Annotated in this window: 12 protein-coding genes; 6 read left to right on the plus strand and 6 right to left on the minus strand. The window is 39.8% G+C overall.

Annotated elements, in window-relative coordinates; genetic code table 11:
* Window positions 1-16 precede the first annotated feature (16 nt).
* From AC27FM_RS05545 to AC27FM_RS05555, 3 genes are all read right to left on the minus strand, one after another.
* Entirely contained in the window at window positions 17-799 is a 783-nt protein-coding gene (locus AC27FM_RS05545; RefSeq protein ID WP_487086574.1) for a hypothetical protein, read from the minus strand.
* A gap of 204 nt (window positions 800-1,003) precedes the next feature.
* Window positions 1,004-1,798, minus strand: a complete 795-nt coding sequence (locus AC27FM_RS05550; protein WP_487086576.1) for a hypothetical protein — start codon at window positions 1,796-1,798, stop codon at window positions 1,004-1,006.
* A gap of 159 nt (window positions 1,799-1,957) precedes the next feature.
* Complete coding sequence (locus tag AC27FM_RS05555) at window positions 1,958-3,253, minus strand: nucleobase:cation symporter-2 family protein (protein WP_487086578.1); 1,296 nt, start codon at window positions 3,251-3,253, stop codon at window positions 1,958-1,960.
* Window positions 3,254-3,472: 219 nt separating this feature from the next.
* Here AC27FM_RS05555 and AC27FM_RS05560 point away from each other — a divergent pair, with 219 nt between their 5' ends.
* The 3 genes from AC27FM_RS05560 to AC27FM_RS05570 all read left to right on the plus strand — a co-directional run bounded on the left by AC27FM_RS05560 (window position 3,473) and on the right by AC27FM_RS05570 (window position 6,989).
* Window positions 3,473-4,909, plus strand: a complete 1,437-nt coding sequence (locus AC27FM_RS05560) for a C69 family dipeptidase (RefSeq protein WP_487086580.1) — start codon at window positions 3,473-3,475, stop codon at window positions 4,907-4,909.
* A 126-nt stretch (window positions 4,910-5,035) separates the two neighbouring features.
* A complete protein-coding gene (locus tag AC27FM_RS05565; protein ID WP_487086582.1) occupies window positions 5,036-5,959 on the plus strand; it encodes a DMT family transporter in 924 nt (307 codons plus the stop codon).
* Window positions 5,960-5,984: 25 nt separating this feature from the next.
* Window positions 5,985-6,989 (plus strand): D-2-hydroxyacid dehydrogenase, encoded by a 1,005-nt coding sequence (locus AC27FM_RS05570; RefSeq protein WP_487086583.1) that lies wholly within the window; start codon window positions 5,985-5,987, stop codon window positions 6,987-6,989.
* 27 nt (window positions 6,990-7,016) lie between these two features.
* On the opposite strand, the gene AC27FM_RS05575 is transcribed toward AC27FM_RS05570, so the two are convergent.
* Window positions 7,017-7,364 (minus strand): hypothetical protein, encoded by a 348-nt coding sequence (locus tag AC27FM_RS05575; RefSeq protein ID WP_487086585.1) that lies wholly within the window; start codon window positions 7,362-7,364, stop codon window positions 7,017-7,019.
* A 160-nt stretch (window positions 7,365-7,524) separates the two neighbouring features.
* On the opposite strand from AC27FM_RS05575, the gene AC27FM_RS05580 reads away from it, so the two are divergent.
* From AC27FM_RS05580 to AC27FM_RS05590, 3 genes are all read left to right on the plus strand, one after another.
* Window positions 7,525-8,532, plus strand: coding sequence for a D-2-hydroxyacid dehydrogenase (locus AC27FM_RS05580; protein ID WP_487086587.1), 1,008 nt, complete (start codon window positions 7,525-7,527; stop codon window positions 8,530-8,532).
* A gap of 374 nt (window positions 8,533-8,906) precedes the next feature.
* The gene (locus AC27FM_RS05585) at window positions 8,907-10,034 is read left to right on the plus strand and encodes a 5-methyltetrahydropteroyltriglutamate--homocysteine S-methyltransferase (protein WP_487086890.1); all 1,128 of its coding nucleotides are present in this window, start codon (window positions 8,907-8,909) and stop codon (window positions 10,032-10,034) included.
* 256 nt (window positions 10,035-10,290) lie between these two features.
* Window positions 10,291-10,677 carry a YxeA family protein gene (locus AC27FM_RS05590; protein ID WP_487086589.1) on the plus strand — a complete coding sequence of 129 codons (387 nt, stop codon included), beginning with the start codon at window positions 10,291-10,293 and terminating at the stop codon, window positions 10,675-10,677.
* Between the two features lie 25 nt (window positions 10,678-10,702).
* Here AC27FM_RS05590 and AC27FM_RS05595 read toward each other — a convergent pair whose 3' ends face one another.
* Window positions 10,703-11,710 (minus strand): aldo/keto reductase, encoded by a 1,008-nt coding sequence (locus AC27FM_RS05595; protein WP_487086591.1) that lies wholly within the window; start codon window positions 11,708-11,710, stop codon window positions 10,703-10,705.
* 118 nt (window positions 11,711-11,828) lie between these two features.
* Entirely contained in the window at window positions 11,829-11,963 is a 135-nt protein-coding gene (locus AC27FM_RS05600) for a hypothetical protein (protein ID WP_487086593.1), read from the minus strand.
* Window positions 11,964-12,110 lie beyond the last annotated feature (147 nt).

Here is a 12,110-nt window from a genome sequence, read left to right on the forward strand (position 1 = left end):
CATCCCACACTCTTCTTTATTTCTCTTTTATTTTATCGAGATTAAGTGTTTTTTCATTTTGGTGTCGATCCAAAATACCTTCCGCAAAAATGATCGACTCTTCATTATCCACCAAGATACCTGAAAGATAGGCATTTTTAATCAAGCTAGTAAATTTATCTGTCCCAGCTGCTATTCCGACATTGGCCCAGATATCAGCATTGATCAAATCATCACTGACGATGGCTAGTTCCTGGATCGCGTCACCGCGGTCTTTTTTCAGATACTTAGTTCGGCTATTGATCTTAGCAGTAGAGATCGAACCATAGCGCATGTTGTAATTTTTCAAAATAGTTTGAATTTCCCATTCAAAATCGGTCGAAGGTCTCACGGCGAATTTTGCGTTACCACCAGCTTCCAACGAAATACCGATAACTTCATCATTTTCGAATAAAGGAATCAAGTAGCGATTGAAAGATTGTTCGATCGCCCAACTTTTGATCAATTTGGTGGGATCACCATTGAAGTATACGTCAAACGAACCATTACTAAATTCACCGACAACGACCGTCTTTGAATAAACCGACTTGAAAACTTCCGACTCCAAGAGTGGTGATCTATCACCTCGTTGGAAGCGAGAGACTAGCGATTCTTCACGAAAAGGTGAATATTTCAAATCGACTTTTTCTAGGTAATGACTCATCTGTTGATAAGTTTGGAACATCAGGTCTTCATTTGTATCGTTATTTTGATTGAACGCAATTCGGATGATAAAAGGTATATTCATCGAATTGATGGTTTTAGTTAAAAATTCAGTCATAGGCTAACTCCTTACATAATTTATTTTTTGAGTTTTTAAATGTTAATTTTATTATTTGATATGAAGCAATTTTTTACTTCACAAATTCATTGTAAAGGGTTTGTGTGAAAAAAATATGACGGAACTTAGAAAATTAATCCTTATTATGTGACCTGACATCAAAGGTTAAAACAATAAAAATCTCCCAAGGTTCTTGAGAGATTTTTATTTTAGAAATATTTTTTTGTTGGTGCTAAGTGACCCATCTCGAAAATTAACAATCCCGAGTTTTTTATCTACTAACATCCCTGTTAGATCGGCTCTGACGATCATATTAGGAAAACGTTCCGTTCCAGAGGAGATGCCCGCATTCGCCCAGACGACCGAGTCCGTCAAGTCACCACTCAGGATAGTTACTTGTTCCATATCACTCGGTTGGCTCCGAGGTACACGTTCAAAATTAAAAACATTGACCGTAGCGATAGCTCCATTTTGAAGATAATAACTAGTGAAATTATCTTCCGTATCGGGGCGATTGATATTTACGCTCCAACGATAATCAGAATCTCGGCGTGTAGCTAATTTGATCTCATCACCACTCTTGAAGGAGACACCTTCAACGTCTTGATTCAACAGTGGTCTGAGATAATCGTCAAAGACCCGCTCCATCGCCCAAGCCTTGATGATGCCCGTAGGATCATATTTACCATTAAAATAAGCACTGTAATAGTGTTGAGTCATTTGTTCAGCGATGATCGTTTTGTCATAGACTAATTGGAACAATTCAGAATTTATCAGTGGGTCTTGATCACCTTGTTGAAATTTCGAGACCATCGAATTTTTCTTTTCAATCGAAAAATCATCGTCGATCTCATGCAGATCCATTTCAATATGATGTTTGGCATCATCCAGCGCATCTTGTATCGAACCAGAGGGATCCGTCGTTGCGACAACAATATTAAATGTCGCATTCATTTGTTTAAGTGACGAAGTTAGATAATAATATTTCGTTTCTGTCATAATATTTCTCCTTTAATAATTTTATGTATGAGTTATATGTACTTTTCTATTTAAGGGAATTATATCGGCAGAATGTGAATAATCTATGATGCAACTTTGCTGTAAATACGAAAATTTTGCAAAAAAAATAGCGTGAATTTTCACACTATTTCAAAGACTTTAATGACTCTTCTTAGTCCGTGGATTCAAGACGATATTCAAGATGATAGCTGAGAAACTACCAACGACTAGTCCATTGTTCAAGATAGTTTGAAGAGTTGATGGCAAGAAATGTAGCAGTGTTGGTTGAACAGTCACACCTAGTCCCAAGCCGATGGCAACTGCCATGATCAACATATTTTCGTTGTTCATTTCAACTTTAGACAGCATTTTGACACCAGAGGCACCTACTGTACCAAACATGATCAGCATTGCTCCACCCAAAACCGAAGTAGGAATCAAAGTGGCGATGGCTCCAACCTTGGGGATCAATCCCAAAAGGATGAGCAAGAAGGCTGAGAAATAAACTGGCTTGTTCTTCTTGATCCCTGATAATTGCACGATAGCCACGTTTTGTGAGAAGGTCGAATATGGGAAGGTATTGAAGATACCACCGAGAATGGCGGCTAAACCTTCTGACGAATAGCCATGTTGTAAATCCTTCTCACTCAATTCACGACCAGTGATCTCAGATAGTGCATAGTAAACACCAGTTGATTCGATCATACATGTCAGTGAAGCCAACAACATGATCAAGATCGATGACCACTCAAACTTTGGTGTCGCAAAATAAAATGGTTGTGGTAATTGGAACCAGTGCGCATTGTGCACGCTGGAAAAGCCGATCGTACCCATAGCGATCGCAGCTACCGAGCCGACGACGATCCCGATCAACACTGAAATTTGCTTAATGAAGCCTCGTCCCCAAATACTGATTATTAAAATGATCAGTGCTGTCGAAAATCCTAAAGCCAAGTCAGTTGGGTTACCAAAGTTCTTCGCTGTAGCATCGCCACCACCGATATTTTGGAAGGCGACTGGGATCAAGGTGAACCCGATCAAGGTGATCAAAGACCCCGTCACTACTGGTGGGAAAAATCTTTTTAGCTTCGCAAACATCTTTGATATCAATAAGATAAAGATTCCGGCGGCGATGATCCCGCCATACATATAAGCTATACCAAAGTGATGTCCGATATTTTGAAGCGGAGTTACATATTCTACCGCCGAACCCAAAACTACTGGTAAACCAATTCCTGTAAGTGGTGTACGTTTGATTTGGAGTAATGTTGCGACCCCACACATGAAAATATCGACCGAAATCAAGTATGTCATCTGTGTAGGAGTGAACCCTAATGCTGCACCAATCAAAATAGGAATTAAAATATCCCCAGAATACATAGCCAACAAGTGTTGAAAACCGAGTAGTAAATTCTTCAAAAAAGAACCTTCAGTTTCGATTGTTTTTACTTCCATGTTGCACCTTCCCCAATATAATAATGAAAATTATTCGTTATCTAGTGAACTTTATTCATATATATAGTATTAAAGTTCGTGATTAACCCTAATCTTAGATACTTAACAATCAAAATTATATCACTAATTCGGAATTAAATGGAATAAGTATGCAAATGATAACCGTTTTCAAATATGATAGAATGTAAAATAGTATACGAATAGGAGGATTGCGTAATAATGAAAAAAAATCATTTGAATGACGCTTGTACAACTATCCTAGTTGGTAAAAACGCCAGTTTAGATGGATCGACCATGATTGCTAGAAATGACGATACATTTTTGGCAGTTACACCACAAAGCTTCGTGATGAATCCTGCCGTTAAAGGTGAGAAGGGCCGTAAAGTTAAATCATGGCTCAACGGATTCGAAGCGGAAGTTCCTGAAGACGGATACAAGTGGCCTGCCGTTCCTAATGTAGACTACAAAGAACTCGGTTACTACGACGAAAATGGTGTCAACGGTGCTAACGTTGCCATGTCAGCTACTGAGAGTACTTATGGTAACGAACGTACCTTAGCCATCGACCCTCTCGAAAAAGACGGTATGGACGAAGACGTTATCACACGTATGATCTTACCTTACGTTGACTCAGCCAGAGGTGCTGTTGAACGTACTGGTAAGTTGATTGCTGAATATGGTTCAGCTGCTGGTAACTCACTTCTCTTCAGTGACAAGAATGATGTTTGGTACATGGAACTAGTTACAGGTCATCACTGGGTTGCTCAGCGCATCCCTGATGACAGCTATGCAATTTGTGCTAACCGTGTCTCAATTCAACAAGTTGATTTCAATGACCCTTCACAATTCATGTGGTCAGATGGTATCCAAGAATTCGTTGAGACGAATCACTTGAATACAGATAAGACGGGCTTCAACTTCCGTCACATCTTTGGTACGAACAACATGAAGGATCGTCACTACAACAATCCACGTGTTTGGTTCGGTCAAAGATTCTTCAATCCTGAAATCGAAAACGATCCTGAAGATGGTGAATTACCATTCATCATGAAGACAGATCATAAGATTACAGTTGATGATATCGAATATATCTTAGGCTCACATTACAACGAAACTCCTTTTGACCCGTTCAGTCCTGACGCTTCAGATGCTGACAAGTATCGTTATCGTCCAATCGGCTTGAACAGAACTCAAAACTCACACGTTATCCAAATCAGAAATGATGTTCCGGAAGAATATGCTGCTATCATGTGGCAATGTATCGGCTTCCCAACATTCACTCCTTACATTCCTTTCTACACCAACATGAACGAAACAGACGAAAGTATGAACAACACATCTATCGACTTCAATTTCAAAGATGCATACTGGATGTACAACGCCTTGTCAGTTCTTGTAGAATCACGCTACACTGATTTCATTCAAGACGACATCGACTACTTGATCGAGGTTCGTCAAGATCTAAATGCAAGCATTGCCGAAACCGACAAACTGGCTAAGGATTATTCTGGTGATGAACTAGTAGACTTCTTAACAGCTAGAAACCAAAAAGTTGTCAAAGAAATGGCTGAAAAAACTCAGGCATTGTTCGGAAAACTATACACTAAGGGTATTGACCTCTCCAAACTTACTTTTGACATAGATAAGAACTTATAATCAATCGAGACACCTGAAATAGGAAACTATTTCAGGTGTTTTTTTTAGGCAAATTTAACTACTAAACTGTATAATACTTATTGGTGTTTTTTTACAAAATGTATGCTCTATTTTAGGAGGAAATTTATGGACGAAAGTAAGAAAATGACTAAGAAGACCTTACACAAAGGGTTTCTCTTAGCTTTCCTTGCATCAATTGTTTGGGGTGTTTCCGGCGCTGTCCAGCAGATCGTAGCTAAGGATAGCAACATCCCTGCCATGTGGTTCGTAGGCACTAGGACCCTGGCAGCTGGTATTATTTTATTAACGATTGCATTTTTTATTCTACCAAAAAAAGAATTCTTTTCAGTCTTCACATCATGGAAGGATACGTTGACTTTGATTGCCTTTTCTATTTTCGGGCTTTTCGCCAACATGTACACTTTCTTCTACGCTATTCAAACAGGTAACTCTTCGACTGCAACTATCTTACAGTATTTATCACCACTATTTATTATGGTCGGTGCAGTAGTCTTCTCACACAAAAAAGTTTTACGGATCGATATTATTTCATTCTCACTCGCCTTGTTGGGAGTAATTCTTTTGATCACCCGCGGTAATATCTCCCACTTAGCAATTCCGTTTGTTTCTGTTCTCTGGGGAATCGGTGGCGGTATCACCGCTGCACTTTATATCGTCATTCCTCAAAGACTGATTGCTAAACATAACGGTCTCCTGGTCACTGGTTGGGGAATGTTAGTAGCTGGTTTGTTCTCGAATATCTTCACACCCGTTTGGATCAATCCACCACATCTCTCAACTAAGAGTTTGATCGGCGTTATAACGGTGATTTTATTAAGTAATGTCATTGCCTTCTTATTGATGGTCTTCAGTACCAAGTATACGACTGCCGCAACAATCAGTATCACCGATGCGGTTCAGCCATTCACGACCTTGGTCTTGAGCGTTATTTTCTTATCATATAGCATCAATCTTCCAGAAATAATCGGGGCAATAATCGTTGTCTTTGCCATCTACATCTTAAATAGATATGATACTTCTGGAGACTAATCCATATTAAGGAGATCGACAAACTATGAAAATTTTTGCTTACGGCATCCGTGATGATGAGCTATCATCATTGAGAAAATGGGAAGCTGCACATCCAGACATCGAAGTGGGCTATTCAGGTGACACTTTGACTCCAGAAACAGCTAGATTAGCCGAAGGCTCTAATGGTGTTGTTACATTACAAACAACACCATACGAACGTCTCGCACTTGAGAAATTATCCGACTACGGTATCAAATTTATTTCGATTCGTAACGTAGGCTTCGATAATCTTGAATTCAAAGACCTCAATGACTTCGGGATGAAATTAACCAATGTACCGGTTTATTCACCTAACGCGATTGCTGAACATACCGTCTTATTGATGGGTAGATTATTGCGCCGCGTTCCGGAAGTCGATATTAAGTTTGATAACGGCGATTTCACGTGGGCCCCTACTATCGGGCGAGAATATCGTGAACAAACCGTCGGAGTTATCGGTACGGGTCATATCGGTCGTGTAGTTATCAAGATCTTGCAAGGCTTCGGTGCAAAAGTCGTGGCGTACGACGTATACCATAACGCCGATATAGAGCAGCAAGGACTATATGTAGACAGTCTTGAGGAGCTTTATAAGCAATCCGATATAGTCACATTACATGTACCATTATTCGATAGCAATAAATACATGATCAATCAAAAAGCCATCTCTCAAATGAAAGACGGCGTTATAATCATCAATTGTTCACGTGGTGAACTGATCGATACTGATGCTTTGATTGCTGGTTTAGATAGTGGCAAAGTTGGCGGTGCGGGTCTTGATGTGTTGGACGATGAGAATTCAGTCTTCGGACACAAATGGGGCAGCATCGATGACTTACCTAATCCCAAGATCAAAAATCTAGCTCAACGTGTCAACGTCATCATCACTCCCCACAATGCTTTTTATACTGAAACAGCGGTGCACAATATGATCACCGTAGCGTTCGACTCTAATCTAGCATTGATCAGTGGTGAAACACCAGATACCTTGATCGACACATCTAAATAAAACTAAATAGACCTTAGGACAATTGTCCTAAGGTCTATTTTTGTACAACTGTACTTTATTTGTGTAGTTGACTACTAGCGCCCAGATAGCTGGGATCCAGTAAAGATGATTCAAGATACCGACTAATAACAAGACTACTGCCCAACCGCCGTCGTTTTTGTTCAAGCCGACGATCGAAAAATAGATCAATAATTGCAATAATGAATATCCAACAAAGAGAATCAATCCGATCACTGATACGATCAAACTTCTAGATGTCAAAACTAAGAGAGCCGAGTTTTGAAAAGTGTGAATCACTGTAAAAATAGTAGCGATATTAGTCACCACCATGATGGCGAATCCTAATAATTGTGAGAATGAATATTTTTTTATCACTATCGATCCCCCTTTCATAAAGAATAGCATAATTACGCTTTTTTTGACTATTTGAATGTTTAGCTCTTTTAATTTGTGAAAATTGCGTTACACTTATTAACACAGTTTATTAAAATTTACTAATGTTCTAATGTATTTCACAGAAAGAAGGATTTTATTTATGAAGATTTACGTATTTGGCGTCCGAGGTGGGGACGAAGAAGAGCCTCTAAAAAATTGGATGGCAGAACATCCCGATATTGAAGTAGGTTACACTAATGACATCCTGACACCTGACAATGCAAATTTAGCCAAGGGTTACGATGGTGTATGTGCCGTTCAACGTGAGCCCTATGCTCGCGAAGCACTGAAGATGTTGCACGATTATGGTATCAGCAAGTTATCAGTTAGAAATGTCGGTATCGATGGTTTTGCCTTCAAAGACCTGAATGATTTCGGCTTTACGCTGACTAATGTGCCAGTATACTCACCTAATGCTATCGCCGAACACGCATCCTTCTTAGTCGGTCGCTTACTTCGCCGCGTGCCTGAATTCGACGCTAAATTCCGCAAGGGAAATCTCAAGTGGTCTCCAACTATCGGTACTGAAATTGCCGGTAAAACTGTTGGTGTTATTGGTACTGGACATATCGGTAGTGTCTTCGCAAGGATCATGCAATTCGGTTACGGTGCTAAGGTCATCGCCTATGATATCGACCCTAACCCTGCTCTGGAAAATTTGGGTATCTACGTAGATTCTCTTGATGAATTGTTAGAACAATCTGACATCATTTCGATCCATACTCCACTAGCACCAGAGGATTATCACATGATCGATGCCGATGCCATCTCAAAAATGAAGCAAGGATCATACTTGATCAACTGTGCTCGTGGTGGCTTAGTTGACACCGACGCTGTTATTGCAGGCTTGGACTCTGGCAAATTAGCTGGTGTCGGCCTAGACGTGCTCGATAACGAAAATGGTATTTTTCAAAAGGACTTCGGCGACTTCGACGCTATCCCTAACGAAAAATTCAAGAATCTAGCTAGTCGTGACAACGTGATCATCACCCCACACACCGCCTTCTACACCGAGAGAGCGGTCCACAATATGGTCTACGAAGCTATGGATACACAGATCAAATTATTGAACGGTGAAATCACCAAAAATATCGTTAATACCAAATAATTTTTAAATTTAATTTGACAAAGTATAAAACATAGTGTAATTTATTCACCAATCAAATAATTAAAACTTATTTAATCCAATTAGACGTTGAAGAGAAGAGTAGGTTAACGAGTAGTTTGTATAGTGACCGCTAGATAGTGAAAAGGCGGAACGAAAACTTAACTGAAGATGAGCTTGGAGTCTTACTTAGGTGAAAGCCGAAAGTACGCAAGGATGCGATATCATCCCGGACATGTTAGTGTCGTTGAGGTATTTTGTGCGAGCAAAATATGAATTAGGGTGGTACCACGGTAATCGTCCCTACATTACAGAGTAATTCTGTGCATGTAGGGACGATTTTTTTATTGGATTAAATAAAGTTAACGGAGGAAAATATTATGACAAAAACACAAACAAAGATCGGATTTCAACATGTAGGAAGTTTCTTAAGACCAGATGTACTAAAACAAGCACGCAAAGATTTTGAAGCTGGTAATATCGACCAAGTAGCACTAACGACCGTAGAGAATGAATCAATCGAGGACTTAGTAAACAAAGAGATCCAAGCCGGATTAGACTACGTAACTGACGGTGAATTCCGACGTTCATATTGGCATTTAGACTTCTTCTGGGGCTTTGAGGGCATCGATCACATCCACTATGGTGAAGGTTATAATTTTGCTCATGAAGAAACTCGCGATGACACTGCGATCCTTTCTGGCAAAATCAAATTCAATAAAGACACGCACCCTTTCATCGAGCATTTTAAATTTTTGAAATCAATCACTGACGGAACTGACGTCGAAGCTAAACAGACTATTCCTGCTCCAGCTCAACTGTATATCGAACTAGTTCGTGGTACCAATGCTGATAAGATCAGAGAATTTTATGATACTGACGAAGAACTATACGCTGACATCGAAAAAGCTTATCATGACGCAATCTTGGCTTTCTACGATGAAGGTGCACGTATCATTCAACTGGATGATTGTTCGTGGGGACTATTCCTTGATGACAAGTTCCTAGCAACTCCAGATGGTAAAGCCTACGCTAATTCAGGTATTCAAGATACGCTCCTCGAATTAAACAACGGCGCTATCAAAGATTTGCCAGAGGACTTGACTGTAAATACACATATCTGCCGTGGTAATTATCATTCAGACTTCGCTTTCGCTGGTGGTTACGGTCCTGTTGCTAATACTGTCTTTGCCAAAGAAAACGTAGATACATACTTCCTAGAATACGATTCAACTCGTTCAGGTAACTTCGAACCACTCGCTGAGGTATCTGGTGACAAACGTGTCGTACTCGGTTTGATCACTTCTAAGTCTGGGGAACTAGAAGATCGTCAAACTATCATCGACCGTATCAATGAGGCTAGCAAGTATCTTCCATTAAATAGATTATGGCTCTCTACTCAATGCGGATTCGCTTCAACTGAGGAAGGTAATGTCATCACAGAACAACAAGAATGGGCCAAATTAGCACTCGTTAAGTCGATCCAAGAAGAAGTTTGGGGATAAGTTTTTAAATAACGCTAAATTATTGTTAGCGCTTCCAACACGCGTTATAATAAGGTTGTAAAGAAGTTAATATATGTTGGAGGTGTTGATCATGCTAAACCTTATTGCTAATATCTTCAACAAGATCGTGGACTATACAATCAACTTCGATTGGTGGGGAATTAAGTAGCTTACGATTTTGTAAGAAGAATGTAAGTGAAACAAATGTAGAATTGAACCAAAAAACTTTAGTATATTTCTCAGGAGGTAAGGATAAATGAGAAGTCTACTAAAGTTTTTGTTGTTATCAGCTACTATTATAGGATTGGCATACGTGGGCGCATGCGCCTATACCAAGGATCGAACCGATCAGTTCTCTCAAGCACTGGCACAATACAATTTCATGGTTAAAAAGGAACCTAGATACGTCAAAATAGACAATAGTAAAGGTAAAGACGAAGATGGTTATGGTAATTACATTTATAACCTAACTAGTTATGATGACGAAGGTCAGGCCCACCCAGTCAAATTCACTGGCATGGGAAAGTTGAAACAAGGCCACTTCTTAGAACTAACGACTAAAGGGGCTTTTGTTTACACTTACAAAGAAGTATTCCAAAAAGATATGCCTAAAGATGTCTATAACAAATTAACGACCCAATAAAATAGAGCTGACAAAATTGTCAGCTCTATTTTTTATCAGCATCTAAAACGACTACCCCATCAGCGGGGTTATGATCTATCGCACCAATGATCTTGTGTGGGACGTAAGGTTCCTCTAAATAATCAATATCTTCTGAAGTCAAATGTACTTCAAAAGCCTTGGCAGCATCGTCAAAGTGCTTGCTCTTGGTAGCACCGATGATCGGCGCTGAAATTCCTTTAGCCCACTGCCAAGCTATGGCGATCTGGGACATTGAAACGTTGTATTTTTCAGATAACTCATGGACTCGCTGAGTTATTTTGATATCAAAATTCTTCGTATGATCGTACTTACCTTCGGCGACTACATCAGTCTGACTCCGTTTGGTATTCGCCGTCCAATTAGGTCTTGCTAGGCGACCGGCAGCCAAAGGACTATATGGCATCAGCGAAACATTCATCTGCTTACAAATCGGAATCAATTCTCGCTCATCTTCACGATACAAGAGATTGTAGTGATTCTCCATCGCTGAAAATGGCGTCCAGCCGTTATCACGGGCTGCCAGTTGCATATTGTAGAATTGATAACCATACATTGCTGAAGCTCCAATTGCACGCACCTTACCGGCCTTGACCAAGTCATTCAAGGCCGACATTGTTTCTTCGATCGGCGTATCGTAATCGAATCGATGAATAATATATAGATCCAAATAATCGGTCCCTAATCGAGATAAGGTACCGTCGATTTCGCGATCGATCGCGCTCTTCGATAATCGCCCCGGATTGAAATATACCTTTGAAGCGATAACGACTTTATCCCTCGCCACATTATTCTTCAACGCACGTCCGAGATATTCCTCACTGGTACCAGCAGAATAAACATTAGCAGTGTCAAAAAAATTAATGCCTAGACCCAATGCATGTGAGACGACCTTTTCACTCTGATCGGCATCCAGAGTCCAGTCGTGCATCGTGCCTGCCTTGCCAAAACTCATTGCACCAACACAGATTTTGGAAATATCAATATCTGTATTGCCTAATTTAGTATATTCCATTCCATCAGCTCCATTCATACAGTATCAAGACGATTGTAGCACAATAATCTCGACAGGATAATTGAATTGGAACATCAAAAAAGCCAGTGAACAATATTCACTGGCTTATACTGCCTAATTATTTAGCAGCTTTTTCATCACGACTCTTAAGGAATTCTTTAACGGCTTGAGCTTTTGCCATGCGTTCTTCACCGTTCTTAGCGTTAACGGGACGGCGGTGGCCTGTATAGCCTTTATGTGTATTTTGTGACATCTAAATCCCTCCTCCCTTTTCTAGTATTGTCTTATTATTCAACCCTATTATTGTAAAGGAATCAGTCAAATTATTCAACAACTATTTTCCTATTATATAAAAAAGAGCCAACTGATTGCAAGTATCAATTGGTCCAAAACCGTATCA

Source organism: Companilactobacillus sp. y65-5 (assembly GCF_057541095.1).

Bases quoted from the DNA above. Each gene is read 5' to 3' on its own strand.
- AC27FM_RS05545 (WP_487086574.1), bottom strand. From the start codon at position 799: ATGACTGAATTTTTAACTAAAACCATCAATTCGATGAATATACCTTTT.
- AC27FM_RS05550 (WP_487086576.1), bottom strand. From the start codon at position 1,798: ATGACAGAAACGAAATATTATTATCTAACTTCGTCACTTAAACAAATG.
- AC27FM_RS05555 (WP_487086578.1), bottom strand. From the start codon at position 3,253: ATGGAAGTAAAAACAATCGAAACTGAAGGTTCTTTTTTGAAGAATTTA.
- AC27FM_RS05560 (WP_487086580.1), top strand. From the start codon at position 3,473: ATGAAAAAAAATCATTTGAATGACGCTTGTACAACTATCCTAGTTGGT.
- AC27FM_RS05565 (WP_487086582.1), top strand. From the start codon at position 5,036: ATGGACGAAAGTAAGAAAATGACTAAGAAGACCTTACACAAAGGGTTT.
- AC27FM_RS05570 (WP_487086583.1), top strand. From the start codon at position 5,985: ATGAAAATTTTTGCTTACGGCATCCGTGATGATGAGCTATCATCATTG.
- AC27FM_RS05580 (WP_487086587.1), top strand. From the start codon at position 7,525: ATGAAGATTTACGTATTTGGCGTCCGAGGTGGGGACGAAGAAGAGCCT.
- AC27FM_RS05590 (WP_487086589.1), top strand. From the start codon at position 10,291: ATGAGAAGTCTACTAAAGTTTTTGTTGTTATCAGCTACTATTATAGGA.
- AC27FM_RS05595 (WP_487086591.1), bottom strand. From the start codon at position 11,710: ATGGAATATACTAAATTAGGCAATACAGATATTGATATTTCCAAAATC.
- AC27FM_RS05600 (WP_487086593.1), bottom strand. From the start codon at position 11,963: ATGTCACAAAATACACATAAAGGCTATACAGGCCACCGCCGTCCCGTT.